Origin of the sequence: Bacteroides sp. Phil13, from assembly GCF_001940965.1 — a bacterium.
GTDB classification, from domain to species: Bacteria; Bacteroidota; Bacteroidia; order Bacteroidales; family Bacteroidaceae; genus Bacteroides; species Bacteroides intestinalis.
Window position 1 is genome coordinate 163,080 of sequence record NZ_MSHA01000049.1, and the last position, 18,012, is coordinate 181,091.

The following is an 18,012-nucleotide window of genomic DNA, read 5'->3' on the forward strand; positions in this document are numbered from 1 at the left end:
TATTTACTTGTACTGTGCCCAGTCTACGTTTTGCATATTTCCGCTTTTGGCAAGTTCTGCATGCATAGCCAGTGCAGCACGTGCAGCTTGCGGAGTCTGAGACTTACCATCGGTTAGTTTTAGGTAATCCCAGAGGATATTCTTGTAATCCGGGTGAACGCAATTTTCAATGATTGCCTGTGCACGTTCTTTCGGACTCTTACCACGCAAGTCAGCAACGCCTTGTTCGGTAATGATGATGTTGACGTCGTGTTCTGTGTGGTCATGGTGAGATACCATCGGAACAATAGCACTGATTTTGCCTTCCTTGGCAACGGACGGACAAGTAAAGATGGAGATATAAGCATTACGCGTGAAGTCACCGCTTCCACCGATACCATTCATCATCTTCGTACCGCCGATATGCGTAGAGTTTACATTTCCGTAGAGGTCAGCTTCGATAGCTGTGTTGATGGAAATAACTCCTAAACGGCGAACGACTTCGGGACTGTTGGAGATTTCCGAGGGACGGAGTACCAGTTTATCACGGAAGAAATCCATATCGTCATAAATGCCTTGCAGGCAGTCGTTGGTTACAGTCAGTGAGCAAGCGCTGCCGAATTTCACACGACCGTCGCGAATCAGTCCGATTACGGAGTTCTGAATCACTTCTGTGTACATTTCAAATGCCGGAATCGTTTTATCACGTCCCAGTGCACCAAGTACGGCGTTGGCAATGTTACCTACACCGGATTGCAGCGGTAAGAATGTTGACGGGATAATACCACGCTTCATGTCCGCAGCCAGGAAGTCGGCTACATTCTGGCCAATCTTGTCAGTCAATGGATCGGCATCGGCAAAGCTACGTGCTTCATCCGGCCAGTTGGTTTCTACTATACCTACAATCTTTTTCGGGTCTACCTGAATATACGGCTGACCGATGCGGTCGCTCGGTTTGTAGATAGGAATTTCACGACGGTAAGGTGGATCAAGCGGTTCGTATACATCGTGCAGACCCATAGCATTCTTGCTGTGAGCAGCATTCAGTTCCACGATGATCTGGTCGGCAAGGCGACAAACTGTAGGAGCGATACCACCGGCTGCAGTCAGGTAGATTTTACCATCGGGAGTCACTTCACAAGCTTCGATGATGGCAATGTTTACTTTGCCCATGAAACCGTAACGGACTTCCTGTGCCATCTGTGACAAGTGGATGTCGTTATAAGCGATTTCCCCGTTGTTCACAGCTTTACGGAAATCAGAATTGGTTGTGTAAGGAGCACGGTAGCGGATAGCTTTGGCGCGTGAAAGTATGCCGTCGCAGGAGTCACCCGTAGAAGCACCGGTAAAGATACCTATCTGAAAGGGATTACCTTTTGCATGTTCTGCTTCTGCTATTTTTGCTAATTCAGCCGTAACGGCTTTGGCTGTTCCTGCGGGAGTAAATCCGCTCAAGCCGATGTTGTAGCCATGTTTAATCAGGCTTGCAGCTTCCGCTGCCGAGATGTAATTGAGTGCCATAATGTATTTAGTTATTTTTTCTGTGTGAAAATTCGTAAGTTACCGGAAGAGTTACTCTCAACTCTTCATTTTCAACTCTCAACTTTCCGTTTGTTAATACTTTCGTTGCAGTATTTCCGACCAGATAATAGCTTTTCGTGCTTCTTCTGCCGAATGGATCGCATATTCGGAATCAGTTTCGGGCTTTTGCTGTACGGATGGAGGAGGAGAAATCTTCTGTTTCGGCGGAGCCGTAATAGGTTTTGGGGATGTATTTGCAGGATCTCCTCCAAAAATATGTTTTGAAGAAGAGAATTGGTATTCTTCTTTAGCTGTGGAAACGGGTTTCGGTTCCGGTTGGGGACCTTCGGGGATATATCCGCCATAAGTCTTTCCCCAGCTTTCGGGAATGGGCAGTGCGTCATCGTCAAAGTCAGTGTCCGGCATGGGCATAGCGGGGCTGTTGTCAGCGTTCTTTTTTGCTTCTTTCTTGAATTGTTTGACAATTCCGATAACGATTATGCCTGCGATTAACAGAAACTGTAATATGTCATCCATACTCATTTAAGTTTTTCATCGCCAAAGGTAACTAAATTATCTGAATTACAGCCAATTTTTAAACATGAAAAAAGGGCAGCTTCACAGCTCCCCTTATTTTTTTTAACCTAAACCTTAACTATGAAAAAATCTAATGTTTCTTTCATTGCACAAAATTGTGAAATTAATTGCTTTACGCCAAACATCTACCTCAAAAATGTTTAGTCTCTTAACATTAATTACCAGAAATTCTTCATTTTCTAACTATTGAGTGTTATTTTTCCTCATTTCATCTGTAATTTAGTGCCGAAGGCGTATCTTTGCAACCGAAATAAAAAAAAGAAATTATGGAAAAAGTAACGGGAGCAGACTTTAAATCTGCAACTGCTGATGACAACAAGAAGTTGTTCATTGAAACCTATGGCTGCCAGATGAATGTGGCGGACAGTGAAGTGATTGCCTCTGTAATGCAGATGGCGGGATACTCAACGGCAGATACACTGGAAGAAGCGGATGCCGTGTTTATGAACACCTGCTCCATTCGCGACAATGCCGAACAGAAAATCCTGAATCGTTTAGAGTTCTTCCATTCACTTAAAAAGAAAAAACGAAATCTGATTGTGGGTGTATTGGGGTGTATGGCCGAGCGGGTAAAGGATGATTTGATAACGAATCATCACGTCGACCTGGTGGTGGGACCTGATGCTTATCTCACTCTTCCTGATCTGGTTGCAGCTGTGGAGGCAGGCGAGAAAGCTATCAATGTGGAGCTTTCTACCACTGAAACTTACCGGGATGTGATTCCTTCGCGCATTTGTGGAAACCACATTTCAGGTTTTGTGTCCATCATGCGTGGATGTAATAACTTCTGTACGTATTGCATTGTTCCCTATACCCGTGGGCGTGAGCGTAGTCGTGATGTGGAAAGCATCCTTAACGAAGTGTCCGACCTCGTGGCTAAAGGTTATAAGGAAGTCACCCTGTTGGGACAAAATGTAAATTCCTACCGTTTTGAGAAACCGGATGGGGAGGTTGTTACTTTCCCTATGCTGCTCCGCACTGTGGCTGAAGCCGCACCGGGGGTACGTGTCCGTTTCACTACCTCGCACCCTAAGGATATGAGTGACGAAACACTGGAAGTCATCGCACAAGTTCCCAATGTATGCAAGCATATCCATCTGCCTGTACAGAGTGGGAGTTCTCGCATCCTGAAATTGATGAATCGTAAATATACCCGTGAGTGGTATCTGGAACGTGTGGATGCTATTCGTCGTATTATCCCCGATTGTGGCCTGTCTACAGATATATTTTCCGGTTTCCATTCCGAAACGGAGGAAGATCACCTGCTTTCCCTTTCCTTGATGGAAATATGTGGTTACGATTCGGCTTTCATGTTTAAATATTCCGAGCGTCCGGGTACGTATGCTTCCAAGCATCTGCCGGATGATGTGTCTGAAGAAGTGAAGATACGTCGGCTGAATGAGATTATCGCTTTGCAGAATCGTCTATCCGCCGAGTCTAACGCCCGTTGCATCGGCAAGACGTATGAAGTGTTGGTGGAAGGTGTTTCCAAACGTTCCCGTGAGCAGCTTGTAGGACGTACGGAGCAAAATCGGGTGGTAGTATTCGACCGGGGTACACATCGCGTGGGTGATTTTGTAATGGTGAAGATTACCGAAGCCAGTTCCGCAACGCTGAAGGGGGAAGAAGTCTGACCTCAAACATACATAAGATTTTAGTATACTTTTACTTGCACGCTTGCACTCATGCTCTGTACCTCCCTGTTCATCGGTGTTAGAGTGTGGTGTAGGTAGATAAAAATGGCGTGTAGGTAAAGTTACTTACACCTGCCTGTTTTTGTCCATTCCAAATAGGGATTGTAAATGTCAATCCCTTATGTTCATTAAGAAAACTAATCATCTGTATTTTGTTGATAACCATTATTTTAGTAGTGACCACGGATGTGGGTATCGTGCTTTACAACTGTGAAGCACGTGCTTCATAGTAGTGACGCTGCTGAATCACATCTGTAGGCATCACAAAATGGAGCATTATAGGGAGAAACAATCATAGGAGGAAAATATATTATCCTATGGTAATTATCATGTGAAGTGTGTATATTCAAGTGGCATGATAGGCTTTGGTATGGCTTTGATAAAACTTACTTATATAGCAGCCTGAAATAGTTTCACTTGTTTTGTTCGCGATAGCATCGGGGAGTCTGTCCGCAGATGTTAAAAAAAGTATTGTTGAAACGGCTGATTGAATTGAATCCGCATTCAAAGGCTATCTGCGTTATGCTCATGTCTGTCAGAATAAGTTTGCGTTTGACTTGGCCTATCCGTTCCTCTGCTACATAACGACTTAACGTGCAACCAAAGGCCTTCTTGAAAATAGCATTGGCGTAATCGGGGTGAAGCCCCACAGCCCGTCCAATATCGGAAATTTTTATTGGGCGGTTATGGTTGTGGGCAATATAGACTACAATCCTTTCCAAAATCGACGCGTCGGCAGGGTTAAGTATGGCAGTGGGCTTGGCTTCGGATACAGACATATTTTTTGTTAACCGCAATATTCGGGCTTGAATCTCAAGGCTTACCGCCTCCTGATTTTGCTTGCCTGTCATATCAGAAACCCATCTCTCAAACATTGGCTTGTCGAGTCTGCACTCTGACTCGACGGTCTCGACTACAACTTCCCCTCCGAGAATTCTATTGACAATGGTTGAAGGCAATCTCCAGCCTAAAAAGAGGTTAAACGGTATAGTGACCACAAAATAGGGTGCGTCAGATTCACTTTTAATGATCTTGTGGGGTATAAGCCCCCAAAACAGCGTAATTTTGCGAGGTGGAACCGTCACTTTTCCTGTAGGGAAGAAATAGGTAATACCCCCTTCGGGAATATAATTAAGCTCAATCTCGTTATGACGATCGATTTTCGGCATAAGCTGCGGACGCCAGATCTCACACGTCAGGCCGTAGGGCTTAAACTCGTCACGTTTTTCATCGAAAGTCTTCAATTTCTCGGAATCTGACATGTTTTTACGAATTTGTGGGTGGTTTAAATTGAATTTCGAGCGTAAATTTGCAGAATAAATCTTAAATTAGCAAACTATCATGAAAAGATTAGTATTACTTGCCATTTTGATCTTAGGCCTGATCGGGACACAGATTCAGGCTACTGACATTATAAAACCGCGTGTGCTCGTTAGTACTGACATCGGGGGAACGGATCCTGACGACAATCAGTCAATGGCTCATCTGCTGATGTATACTGATTGTCTTGACCTTGAAGGAATTGTCTCTTCTCCTTCTTACGGTTCGGGAAACCGGGAAGAAATTCTCCGTATGATCGACCTCTACGAGAAAGATCTTCCCAAACTGTCCGAACATATTAAGGGGCTGATGTCTCCCGCAGAACTTCGCGCCATAACCAAGCAAGGGCGTAAGGGAGCGGCTCCTTATCGGGGATTCCTTACTCCCACCGAAGGTTCCCGGTGGATAGTGCAATGTGCGCGTCGGCAGGATGAACGCCCGCTGTGGATATCTGTGTGGGGCGGACTTGACGACGTGGCTCAAGCCCTTCACGATGCGCCTGACATTGTTGACAAAATCCGTGTCTACTGGATTGGAGGTCCTAACAAAAAGTGGAGTACTAACAGTTATGCCTATATAGCCGAGAATTTTCCCAACTTGTGGATGATTGAAGACAACGCTTCTTATCGGGGTTTTATCACCCAAAATAAAGTGAAAGATAAATACAATGCCGGATATTATGATGCTTACATCAAAGGTGCAGGGCATCTTGGCGCAGACTTTATCAATTATTACAAGGGCATCCCCAAGATGGGCGACACACCGGCACTTCTTTATGTGATGGACGGCAATCCCGATGATCCTGAGGGCGAGTCATGGGGAGGCAGCTTCGAACCAACCGCACGCAGTTCGCGACCGGTCTTCCACCGGCTTACCACGGCTGCGGACACCGTACCCATCTATTCGATTATCGAGTTTCATGTCAAAGGTCCCGACCGTTCCGATATTCCCGCCGACTCGGCCTGTTTCACCCTCACCATAGGGCGGCAGAAATGGGACGGATTCCACCTCGGAGGCGGTGATTATGCCGTGCGTCATTCTACGTATTACCTCGGCACGCTCCCCTATACCATTACTTCCGATATACCCGGTTTTCCTGCGCTGGAAGGTGCCATAACCATTGAAAACCTGTGGCCGGGCCGGGAGTCTGCCACCGACTACAAGGTGGGTCCCAACTGGTACACTGACAAGAGTGACCCTGCATTGTTCTGGCGGAACCTTCAGGGGGCTGAGACTGTCTACAAGTGGCGTCAGGTAGCTATGGAAGACTGGGGAAAACGGTTGCAATATCTGAGGGATTAACCGATTTTTTTATACAACGGAGAAACTTATGAGAAGGTGCGGATGTCTTTCCGGCCATGTCTGTTTCTTCATTTTTATGAATTTGGGAACTTATAAATAGTTAATAATCAGTTCCCTGTAATAGCTACACCCTTTCTCCCGGATGGCTACACCCTTTTATGCTTAGGGCTACACCATCCGGGTGAAAGGGTGTAACCATTTTGCAATCCGGTTGACGGGGTTAAAGTTATATTCTTTGTATTGAAGTAAACTATTACCAAACTATTCTTACATTTTGATATAAAATTCTATCTTTGCGCTACAATTTATAGTAATATGACGGATACAATGAAAAACAATATAGCTTTAATAATTCTTTTGATTGCTTTTTTACCGGTAGCCTGCAATGAGCGGCAGAGTAATAACAGACAGCTGATATTGGCGGACTCTCTTATGCAATCGCGGCCGGACAGTGCGTTGTGTATCTTGCAGGGCATTTCAATGGATAAATTTGCTACACAGGCTGATAGTGCTTGCTATGCATTGTTGTTGACGCAGGCAAGGGATAAGAATTATGTTGTGCAGACGGATGATTCGTTGATACGCTATGCTGTGGCATATTACGATAAAACGAATGATGTGCGCATGCAGGCAAAGGCACATTATTATTGGGGATGTGTGTATAGGGATATGAACCGGCAGGCGGAAGCAATCCGGGAATTTCTTATTGCGGCGCCTTTGACGGAGAAAGCGAAAGAAAAAAGACAATTAGGATTGATATATAATAATATAGGATTTATCTATAATATACAGGATTTCAATGAAAAAGCAGATTCTATCTATAAGTTGATGGAAGTAATAGCTCAAGAGGTTAAGGATACCACTCTTTGGTCAGAAGCCCTGTCTAAGCAAGGTTCTATAGCTTTAACAAAAGGGGAGGAATATTTTCCTATTGCTGAACGGAAATTATCGGATGCTTTTGGGGCAGTAGATAGTGTGGGGAATAATGGTTTGAAAGCTAATATTTCAGCTTCACTCAGTAATTTGTACAGTCGGATGGATGAGGGAGAAAAGGCTTTGTATTATGCAAAGTTGAATCTTTCCTTGCGGAGAGATACAGCACGGGCTTATCGTGCTTTTCTTCTTCTGGGAGATGCCTACTATAAATTAGGCCAGTATGATTCTGCTACTTTCTATTTAAATAAAAGTCTGTTGAGTAAAGATTATGGAAGAAAGGCAGGTGCTTATATGCGTTTGGCAGACATTGCAATGATTCAGGGAAATGCCGCCTTATCCGTAGAATTGGAGAGGAACAGTTCTGCATATAAAGATAGCCTATATAAGTTTCGTCGGAGTGTAGTTGTCAATGAAATAATTGAAGCAGAAACAGATGCACAAGCAATGCTTCAAAAGCTATATTATAAAGGACGTTTAAATACATATATATATGGTTTTATACTAATAACAATAATAATTGTGGCAATTGTTCTTTTTCTATATAGACGATATCAAAGAAAAAATGACTTATTGCAAAGGGATAAACAAGAATTAGAAAAGATAAATCAGAATTTAAATCAACATTATGTTAGTTTACAGACTAATATAGAACAAAAGAATCTGGAGATTGAAGGGTTGAGAAAAGAATTGGCTTCGCATCAGATTGATGAAGAACAAAGAGAAAACTTGCAGGCAGAACTGGACGAGATGATTTTGAAGCGAAGGACTTTGGCAAAAGAGGCTTTCCTGCACTCACCGCTTTACACAAAGATGCAGGCTATTATAAAAGATTATCAGGATAGGGATCAATCTGATGAAGAAATAAGCGATCAGGAATGGCAGGAATTTGTAGTCGGAATGGATATACAGTGGAATAACGTCATAACAGATCTTTGTGCAAAGTACCAATTATCTAAAGAAGAACTTCATTTGGTGTGTTTAAGTTTGGCAGGCTTTCCATTTTCCCATTTAGAATACTTATTGCATCTTTCCAGAAAAACACTCTATCGAAAGAAAAATGTTTTGCTTAAGCGGATGGGTGTTGAGCAAAATTGTGGATTTGAAGAAATTTTGCAAAGAAAATAGGTGATGACACACTTGTGACACACTTTGTTTGCACAGACTTTTGTAATTTAGCCATCATAAAACAAAAGTCTGATGCATATGAAAAAGGTATTATTTATTTTATTTTCGTTTTTGGTTTTAGCCGGTTCTGCAAACGCTCAGTTCGTTTCTGGTAATAGGGAGATAATGCTTACCCAGAAGGATGGGGATAGAGATCCAATCGGGCCGGTTGGTGATATAACTCCGGAAGATGCTCCCCAAACTCGCAGTGTTATTTTTCAACCTGTGTATGCTTACTTATATAATAAGGTGGTAATAGTTGACTTCCAGGCTGCATTCTCTGCTGTTACGGTCAATGTTATTAATGAAACTACTGGAGAAACTGTTTATTCTGAGCTGTTTACTAATCCTACAAGCTTTTCTATTGATCTAAGCGGGAAAGACGCAGGAGATTATATGATAGAACTTGTCTCTGATGAAATCACGTTAGAAGGATATTTCCCTTTATAATATTCTATATAAACAAGGGTAATCATGGCTGAAGTTGATAATAATATCGCTGTTGTACTCTATCACTATTTACGGGTACTATCTGTAAAGGCGAGCAGAAGTACTGTGCATCGTTTGCTCGATACTCCGTTAGGAGATAGCATACGAAGTATCAGCGATGCACTGGATATGCTTCATGTAAAGAATGAAGTATATCAACTTCCGTCATCCGATTATTTTTCGCAATTAGAATCTCCTTTCATCACAATGCTTCAGGTGGACAAAAATCCATTTTGTGTAGTGACAAAAAAGGACGATTTCATCGTAGAATTCATTAATGGAGATGGACGAGAACACAGTATGACGGTGGACAAATTTTTGCCACACTGGACGGGTATTGTCTTATTCGGAGAGCCTACTGAAAAGACCTCGAATGAACATTACTATGTAATGAAAAATATTATTTTCTATTTGTTGCGTTATAGGTCTGCCATCGCTATACTTTTTATCCTGATATTGGGGATGCAAACTGCATTCTCTCAAAATCAATCACCTGCTTTTATTGTCTATTTATGTACATTGAGTCTTGGCATTCTTGCGTCTATCGCTATCCTCTACAAAGAACGGGTGAATGAGCAATTCATGGAGTCATTCTGCCATATAGGGAAGGCGGTGAACTGTAATGAAGTGCTTCATTCTAAGGGAGCAAATATAGCAGGTGTAGGATTAGGAGAATTATCTCTGTTCTACTTTGCTGTTCTCTTTTTGTTTTCTTTGAGCCGTTGGAATGATTTTTATGGGATTTCTGCCATTTGCTGTGTTGTTGCAACGGTGTTCACTCTATATTCCATTATTTATCAGGCTTTCATTTTTCATAAGGGGTGCATGCTTTGCATGTTGGTAAACTTGGCAGTATGGGGCAATGCAGCTGCTCTTTATATGTTAAGAAACTATTTTGATATAGACTTTTCCTTTACTTCATTTTCCGTATTTGTTGCTATAGGATGTATTTGTTTGATTGTTGAAATACAAATAAAAACTATCCAGAACAAGGAGAGGGAAAGAGTTTCTCTAAAGAAACATCTTGGTAGTTTGTTTAATTCGGAGACTTTTCAGATGTTACTGACACTAAAGCCTCAAATAGAGGGGATGGCAAGTCCGGATATTGCGCTGCATAGTCAGGCGACAGGAGGTGGTGAGGTGATGATAGTAACTAACCCCAATTGTAAGAATTGTGCGAGGGTTCATCGTCATGTAAAAGAGATAGCTTCAAGGATTCCTGTATCATTGGTATTTCTGACATTTCCAAATGATAGGTTGGGAGAAAAAATTGCGCAAATTGTCATTGCAGCTTATTACATGGATGGGTGGGATAAGGCAATGCAACTTTTGGAAGAGTGGTATGAAACGAAATGCATCAAAGAAGCGGATGATTACAATATAACAACCGAGGTACAAGACTTGTGGATGAAGCAACAGGTATATTGCCGGAGACAGAGAATAAACAAGGCTCCCTCTGTTATAGTGAGTAAGCATTATATACCGGAAGTGTATCCGCTATCAGATTTAAGATATGTATTAACATAAAGATATTATTTTCGCGAAGTAATAGCTGTTTTGGAATCAGCTTAAAAAAATCCGGGATAACCTTTTTATTTACCTTTAAATTTTTTATTGTTATGAAAAATTTAAGTAGTTTTGAAGCATTCAAGCTGAACAAGGTTCAGATGAATGCTATTGCAGGTGGTATTTCGGCAGAAGAGTATTGCAAGCAACTTCATGATTTGTACCACAACCGTAATGGCAATTTTACCGCTGGAGAAACAACGGGTTTTGCGGTAGGTTGGACGCAGGCCGGATGCGATAAAATGTATGATGATGTTACTTTAGTATCTAAAGGATGAGTAATGTCGTAAGACTTTAAAGGCATATTCATTAGGAATATGCCTTTATCAATTAACAATTGGAGGCTATCTCAAAATTAATACGACTATTATTATTGAAGGTGTGGGATAGTTCTTAAAACGTTTTGAGGGATTATTTTAATAGAAAATATTATGAAGATATCAGTTAGTATTCTTTTCTTTTTTTTCTCTATTGGCATTCATGCCCAAACCCAAACAATGAAAGCCTGGGGGTGGCAGCAATTGGACACTGTATATCTTGTATGCCAGTATAAATATTCTCAGTATAATTATGTTGCAAACGTACAAACGGCGGAAACAACGAGGCTTGAGGTAGGAAAGCGACTTTCTAAATTCTATAGCTACAGTACATTTGAACATGACTCCTTATGCAGTACTCCTGATGGTAAGCAATTAATTAATCAAAGATTTAATGAAGCTTTGAAGCAGAGTGCTCAAACATCCCGAAAAGAAGACAAAATGAAAGTTTTATTGATGGGTATTCCAAGCCGTGCATCTGAATATATGATTTATAAAAACTATCCTGAAAACGGGAAAATGTTGGTGCAGGATGCTGCATCTCATGAGTATTATAAGTACATTGAAGACGATATACAAAAATTGCAATCATGGGAGATTGCAGAAGATACTATGACTATTATTGGCTATTCTTGTCAGAAAGCGACTTGTAAGTGGAGGGGTAGAAAATATACGGCATGGTTTACCCTTGATATACCGATTAGTGACGGTCCTTATAAATTTTGTGGGTTACCGGGACTGATAATGAAGGTGGAAGATAGCAAACAATTGTATTGTTTTGAAATACAAGGGATACGGAAAACTGATAATGAGGGCATCTTTTTGGCTGAGCCACGAGAGGATAATGTAGGTGGATATAAAGATGTAGACAGAAAAGAGATAATAGCCAAACAAGCTAAAAGTCTAAAGAATGTAGTACGGAAATTAAATAGAGATATGCAGCAATTGGGGAAATCAGAAAGGATATCTGAAGATGTAGTAGATGCTATGGAGCGGGACTATAAATGAAAGTGATGCATGAAAAATTGGCTAATACTTGTCATATTATCTTTATCGGCATTGACGGTTTATCCACAAGTAAGTTTAACCGGAAAGGTTGTGGATGCAGAAAACAATGCTTCTCTTTCCAATGTCATTGTTATGCTGAAAAATTCTCAAGGTAGCATAATAAAATATACACAGACCGATAATGACGGACTTTTCAGCCTTAATGTATCGGATGAAATGGCTTCGAGTTGTAATATTTCCTTCTCTTTGATGAGTTATAAAACAAAGTCTTATGCCTTAAATGGAAAAAAACAAGAATTTAATGTATGTCTGGAGCAAACCTCCATACATATAAAAGAGGTAGTAGTTAAAGCACGGAGAATAGGCGAACAGGGGGATACGTTGATTTATAATGTAGCCGGTTTTGCCACCGAACAAGATAAAAGTATAGGCGATGTGCTGAAAAAAATGCCTGGCATCAATGTAGATAAAGAAGGTAAAATAAAATATAATGGAGTAGATATAAACAAATTTTATATTGAGGGTAAAGATTTATTGGAAGGCCGCTATGGTATTGCAACTAAAGGCATATCATACAGAGATGTAGGGCGAGTGGAGGTGATGGAGAATCATCAGCCCATTAAAGTAATGGCAGGTTTCTCGTTTTCAGATCAGGCGGCTATTAATCTAAAACTGAAAGATCAGGCTAAAGCGCAGTGGGTAGGCAGTTTTGAGGCGGAAGGAGGATATGCCGGGAGTAAGAATGTTTTGTGGAATAGTGTCTTATTCGGAATGTTGATAAAGAAGAATATACAGAATATTACAACTCTGAAAAGTAACAATACAGGCGTGAATATTGGAAATGATATTCAAAACTTTTACTCAAATGCGTGGAATGAGAACAGTACAATGATGGGATTGAGAAACTATATTAATATCAGTCCGAAAAAAATCTCTAATTTGGAAAAAGAAAGAACGCTTTTCAATCGCTCGCATTTGATTTCTACCAGCCAACTATGGGAAACGTCGAAAAAGTTACAAGTGAAAACACAAGTGGATTATCTTAATAATAGGGAAGTAGACAATAACTGGTTGAAAACGGTGTATTTCTTGCCGGATGGCGCGAGGGTTATATCAGAGGATGAGCTGGGAGTAAGCAGGCAAAATCATTTAGGAGGGCGTATCATGTTGGAAGCTAACAAGGATAATTTCTATCTAAATCATGTTCTAAGTACAAATATCCAATGGAATGATGTTGACTTACAAACCGGAGGTTCTTATCCTAATAGACAATCTGCATGGATGCCTTCTTATCAACTGGGTAGCCATTTGCAATGGATGCAACGTTTGGGTAAGAAATTGATTACATTTACCAGTAATAATCAATTGTGCTCTCGCCCGCAGCACTTGGATGTGGTACAAAACGAGAAGCGGCTTTATCAAAGTACGGATACTAAAGTCCTTTATACAAATGAAAGTGCCAGTTACAGTCTTGCGCTTAATAAGTTTGTACTTACATTGAAGGGAGGGATGGCAGGATTATTGCGCTCAATGGATAGTAAACTGGAGGGTGTATCCTTACCATCCAATCAAGTAGTAAACGATATAACATCCAATTATTTGCAACTGTATGTTGCTCCGCAGTTAGAATATGGGATAGGTAGATGGGATTTTATGCTGAATGTTCCTGCTAATTATTATCATTGGAATTTGGGAGGTGGTTTGCAATCAAAGAATGATATTCTTTTTTCTCCACAACTTGTTGTCAGATGGAATGTTAATTCCAGGCTAAATGTAAGTGTGAGTGGGCAGGTCTCTTCTCAAGGTTATGACGTAGGGAATTATTATAATAGTTTGATTCTTACGGATTATCGTACCTTGAAAAGTGGATATGAAACGTATGATACTTCTGTTGGAAAATCTATAATAGGAAACATCTATTATAAGCGGTCATTAGAAGAGTTTTTTGCAAATCTAAGTATTTTTCGTTTTTGGAACAGTTCACCTTACCAAAGCGAGCAATGTTTCGTAGATGATTTTCTTTTATACTCCTATCGGGAACAACCAGTATCTTCTGATTCGTGGTTTTTTATGGGAAATGTGAGTAAGGGCATTGATTTTATCAGAGGAATTGCTACGTTTAAAGCTAATTATGGACTTTCAGATATATCACTTATTGCAGAAAATAAGCTTGTCTCCTATCGTTCTTCTTCCAGCAATATGAGCATGGATGTATATGGACAACCGTTTACATGGTTAGATTGGTTTTATCAAATAAGTTATGGCTTTTCAAGTTTGGAAAGTGATATACAGGAAAAAGAAGTATTAGATAATTGGCAACATACATTTAAATTGAATATCATTCCACACAAAAATGTTATTTTCACCCTATCCGGTGAGTATTACCGCAATGAAATGAGCAAAAACGTATATAAGGATTTGTTGATGGCTGATACAAAACTAACTTATAAGTGGAAAGATTTTGAACTTTATATCAAGGTTCGCAATCTTTTCAACTCAAAGGAATATGGATATAATGTTCACAATGAACTAACTTCTATTAGTTGTTTGCAACGCATTAGAGGGAGAGAGTTTCTGATTGGGTTTAATTGGAAGAAATGAGGAAACATTATGAGAAATTTTCCTTTTTATATCCAGTACGATGCCATGGATTGTGGCCCCACCTGCCTGCGCATGGTGACTGCTTTCTATGGCAAGCATTACTCACTGGAAAAATTGAGGGAAAAGTCATTCATCACCCGTGAAGGTGTATCCATGCTGGGTATCAGCGAGGCAGCAGATAAACTTGGTTTTCGAAGTATGTGTGTGCAAATAGATTATGCAAAACTTCAAGAAGCATCTCTGCCCTGCATCGTACACTGGAATCAGCAGCATTTTGTTGTAGTCTACAAAATAAATGATCGGCAGGTATGGGTAGCTGATCCCGGAGGAGGAAAGTTGAGATATACCAAAGAAGAATTCTGTCGTTGCTGGGTGAGTTCGCGAAAGAATGGAGAAAATACGGGAGTGGTGCTATTGTTGGAGCCGACTCCTGAATTCTATATGATGAAGGATGAAGATGAGCCTATTAATCGTAAAGGTTTCGGATTTCTGTATTCATATCTTCACCCTTACCGGAATTTGGTGGGGCAACTACTATTAGGTCTGCTTTTGGGTAGTATGATACAACTGATGCTCCCATTTCTTACGCAGTCTATTGTAGACTTTGGAATTAATAACCAAAACCTTAACTTTATATATTTGATACTGATAGCTCAACTGATGTTGAGCTTCAGTAGCAGTGCCGTGGAGTTTATCCGTGGCTGGATATTGTTGCATCTGGGGACGCGCATTAACATTGCCCTCATCTCCGATTTCCTGATTAAACTGATGAAGCTCCCTATAGGCTACTTCGACACTAAAATGACGGGTGATATCCTGCAACGCATCAACGACCATACGCGTATTCAGAATTTCCTGACGGGAAGCAGTCTGAGCGTGGTATTCTCTACATTCAACATCGTAGTCTTCGGCGTTGTACTGTTGCTTTATAACTGGATGATATTTCTTATCTTCATGGGCGGTAGTGGACTTTATATAGCATACGTCTGGCTATTCATGAAGAAACGTGCGGAACTGGACCACAAACGTTTTGCCCAGCAGAGCGCCAACCAGAGCACAGTGGTGCAACTGGTAAATGGCATGCAGGAAATAAAGTTGAGTGCCTGCGAACAGCAGAAGCGTTGGGAATGGGAGCGGATACAGGCGCGTCTGTTCAAGGTGAATATCCGTAGCCTTGCCCTGCGGCAGTATCAGGATTCGGGAGCGGTATTGATAAACCAAACGAAAAATATTATAATTACGGGTCTGGTGGCAAGTCTTGTGGTGCGGGGAGAGATGACGTTGGGTATGATGCTGTCCGTACAGTATATCATTGGGCAACTGAACAGTCCGGTGAATGACCTGATAGCTTTTGCACGTGACATGCAGGATGCACGCCTCAGCATGAACCGCTTGGGCGAAGTGCGTGACAAGCCGGATGAAGAAGATCCCGCGAGACGGTTGATACGGGACATTCCTCCGGGGAAAGATCTTCGATTGGAGAATCTGAGTTTCAGGTATGATCCGTTGAGTGAATTTCCTACATTGGACGACATCAGCCTGGAGATAAAAACGGGAAAGCAGACGGCTGTGGTTGGTATGAGTGGAAGCGGAAAGACAACATTGGTGAAGTTGCTGTTGGGCTTTTATCCTCCTGCAAGCGGGCAGATACTGTTAGGAGATACGCCATTGGAGAACTACAGTATCCGGGAGTGGAGAAGGCAGTGTGGCGTTGTGATGCAGGACGGCTTTATCTTCTCCGATACCATTGCGGGAAACATTGCGCCGGGTGCGGAACACATTGACAAAGAGCGGTTGCGCCATGCGGCCGAGGTGGCAAACATACACGGGTTCATCGAAGAGTTGCCACTGGGATACAACACCAAAATAGGACAGGAAGGGCATGGGTTGAGTCAGGGACAGAAACAACGTATCCTCATAGCCCGTGCTGTGTATAAGAATCCGGAATTTATCTTCTTCGACGAGGCAACCAATGCACTGGATGCTAACAATGAACGCATCATTATGGAGAATTTGCAGGTGTTTTTTAAGGGACGGACATCGGTGGTGGTGGCGCACCGCCTGAGCACTGTGAGAAATGCGGATAGGATAGTGGTGATAGAGCAAGGGCGAATAGCGGAGACGGGAACGCACGAAGAGCTGACGGCTCGCAAAGGAATCTATTACAGGTTAGTGAAGAATCAACTGGAACTTTGAGAAGTGGAGAGTTGAGAATTATGGAGAAACAAGAAGAAAAAGACATAGAATTGAGGTGCGAGGAGGTGCAAGAGATACTGACACGGCCGCCGCATGCGTTGGTGAGGTGGGGAATCACGGCGTTTTTCAGTGTGCTGGCTCTGTTTTTTATCGGTGGCTGCTTCTTCAAGTATCCGGATGTGGTGAGTGCGGAAATCACGGTTACCACGGAGCATCCGCCTGTATGGATAGTGGCGCGGGGAAGCGGGAAAATAAAGGAGGTATATGGCAAAGACCGGGAGCAGGTGGAAGCCGGCAAGATCATTGCCGTGTTGGAAAATCCGGCAGAGACGAAAGATGTATTACTATTGGGGGAGGTATTGCAGGATTTTTGCCTGACGGATAGTTGCATAAATAGCATTGAATTTCCCGAACGTTTGGCTTTGGGCAGTATACAGGCTGTTTATGCTACGTTTATCAAAAGTTTGACGGATTATCGTAATTTCCTGTCTTTAGACCTTTATGAGCAGAAAATAGAGGCAACCCGTAAAGAATTGCAGGAGTACCGCAATTATATAAAGCATCTGAAACGCCAGGCAGAACTGGACAAAGAGCAGGTACGGATAGCCGAAACGGTGCACAGCCGGGAGAAGAAACTTTTTGGCGAGGGACTGACGGCACAGTCGGACTATGAAGAGGCCAAACAGGTGTTTCTGAACAGGCAACAGGGACAGGAACAGATGATGACCTCACTTTCTTCGGCCAAAATACAGGAGGCGCAGTTACAACAAAATATTCTTGAAACCCGGATGGAGCGAAGCCGGGAGGCTAACAGTCTGGGGATAGCCTTAAAAGCTGCTTATAATGAATTACAGGTGAGCATTGAGGACTGGAAAATGACATATCTTTTCATCAGTCCGGCCGGTGGTATATTGTCTTATAATAATGTGTGGCAGAAGAATCAGAATGTGAATAGTGGGGATAAGGTCTTCTCTATCGTCGCTTCGCAGACAGGGGATATTATCGGCAAGATAAAACTGCCCGTCAACGGGTCGGGCAAAGTGAAACCCGGGCAAAGGGTGAATATCAGCGTGACGGGGTATCCTTATATGGAATTCGGTTTCCTGACCGGAACGGTAGTATCTGTTTCCCTCTTGAAGGATAGTGATAGTATGTATACGGTTACCGTAAGTTTGCCACAGAATTTATGTACATCTTATGGTAAAGCTCTGGATTTCAACGGAGAACTTACCGGAACAGCAGAGGTGATGACGGATGAAAGGAGCGTGACCGGAAGATTGCTTGAGCCGTTACGCTATTTGTGGGAGAAATATCTGTAATTC

The 18,012-nt window shown here is 42.0% G+C and carries 13 protein-coding genes; 10 read left to right on the plus strand and 3 right to left on the minus strand.

The window, feature by feature from the left end; all coding sequences use genetic code 11:
• Nucleotides 1–3: 3 nt before the first annotated feature.
• Nucleotides 4–1,500, minus strand: coding sequence for a butyryl-CoA:acetate CoA transferase (locus BWI44_RS09415; RefSeq protein WP_044534413.1), 1,497 nt, complete (start codon nucleotides 1,498–1,500; stop codon nucleotides 4–6).
• A gap of 93 nt (nucleotides 1,501–1,593) precedes the next feature.
• Complete coding sequence (locus tag BWI44_RS09420; protein WP_021967236.1) at nucleotides 1,594–2,037, minus strand: hypothetical protein; 444 nt, start codon at nucleotides 2,035–2,037, stop codon at nucleotides 1,594–1,596.
• A 326-nt stretch (nucleotides 2,038–2,363) separates the two neighbouring features.
• On the opposite strand from BWI44_RS09420, the gene miaB reads away from it, so the two are divergent.
• The gene (miaB, locus tag BWI44_RS09425) at nucleotides 2,364–3,731 is read left to right on the plus strand and encodes a tRNA (N6-isopentenyl adenosine(37)-C2)-methylthiotransferase MiaB (protein WP_117707261.1); all 1,368 of its coding nucleotides are present in this window, start codon (nucleotides 2,364–2,366) and stop codon (nucleotides 3,729–3,731) included.
• A gap of 473 nt (nucleotides 3,732–4,204) precedes the next feature.
• Here the strand turns inward: miaB and BWI44_RS09430 are convergent, their stop codons facing one another.
• A complete protein-coding gene (locus BWI44_RS09430; RefSeq protein WP_117707262.1) occupies nucleotides 4,205–5,053 on the minus strand; it encodes a helix-turn-helix domain-containing protein in 849 nt (282 codons plus the stop codon).
• A gap of 79 nt (nucleotides 5,054–5,132) precedes the next feature.
• Between BWI44_RS09430 and BWI44_RS09435 the strand changes: the two genes are divergently transcribed.
• The 9 genes from BWI44_RS09435 to BWI44_RS09475 all read left to right on the plus strand — a co-directional run bounded on the left by BWI44_RS09435 (nucleotide 5,133) and on the right by BWI44_RS09475 (nucleotide 18,009).
• Nucleotides 5,133–6,413 (plus strand): nucleoside hydrolase-like domain-containing protein, encoded by a 1,281-nt coding sequence (locus BWI44_RS09435; protein ID WP_286813068.1) that lies wholly within the window; start codon nucleotides 5,133–5,135, stop codon nucleotides 6,411–6,413.
• A gap of 591 nt (nucleotides 6,414–7,004) precedes the next feature.
• On the plus strand, nucleotides 7,005–8,474 hold the full coding sequence (locus BWI44_RS09440; protein WP_286813070.1) for a tetratricopeptide repeat protein: 1,470 nt from the start codon (nucleotides 7,005–7,007) through the stop codon (nucleotides 8,472–8,474).
• 78 nt (nucleotides 8,475–8,552) lie between these two features.
• Nucleotides 8,553–8,963 (plus strand): DUF3244 domain-containing protein, encoded by a 411-nt coding sequence (locus BWI44_RS09445; protein WP_286813072.1) that lies wholly within the window; start codon nucleotides 8,553–8,555, stop codon nucleotides 8,961–8,963.
• A 24-nt stretch (nucleotides 8,964–8,987) separates the two neighbouring features.
• Nucleotides 8,988–10,529: a vitamin K epoxide reductase family protein gene (locus BWI44_RS09450; protein WP_286813074.1), complete on the plus strand. Its 1,542-nt coding sequence runs from the start codon at nucleotides 8,988–8,990 to the stop codon at nucleotides 10,527–10,529.
• 92 nt (nucleotides 10,530–10,621) lie between these two features.
• Complete coding sequence (locus BWI44_RS09455; RefSeq protein WP_286813076.1) at nucleotides 10,622–10,846, plus strand: hypothetical protein; 225 nt, start codon at nucleotides 10,622–10,624, stop codon at nucleotides 10,844–10,846.
• A gap of 153 nt (nucleotides 10,847–10,999) precedes the next feature.
• Nucleotides 11,000–11,893, plus strand: a complete 894-nt coding sequence (locus BWI44_RS09460) for a GLPGLI family protein (RefSeq protein WP_286813078.1) — start codon at nucleotides 11,000–11,002, stop codon at nucleotides 11,891–11,893.
• A 9-nt stretch (nucleotides 11,894–11,902) separates the two neighbouring features.
• Nucleotides 11,903–14,494: a carboxypeptidase-like regulatory domain-containing protein gene (locus tag BWI44_RS09465; RefSeq protein ID WP_286813080.1), complete on the plus strand. Its 2,592-nt coding sequence runs from the start codon at nucleotides 11,903–11,905 to the stop codon at nucleotides 14,492–14,494.
• A gap of 9 nt (nucleotides 14,495–14,503) precedes the next feature.
• Nucleotides 14,504–16,690, plus strand: coding sequence for a peptidase domain-containing ABC transporter (locus BWI44_RS09470; protein WP_286813081.1), 2,187 nt, complete (start codon nucleotides 14,504–14,506; stop codon nucleotides 16,688–16,690).
• Between the two features lie 20 nt (nucleotides 16,691–16,710).
• Entirely contained in the window at nucleotides 16,711–18,009 is a 1,299-nt protein-coding gene (locus tag BWI44_RS09475) for an HlyD family secretion protein (RefSeq protein ID WP_195208659.1), read from the plus strand.
• The last annotated feature ends 3 nt before the right edge of the window (nucleotides 18,010–18,012 follow it).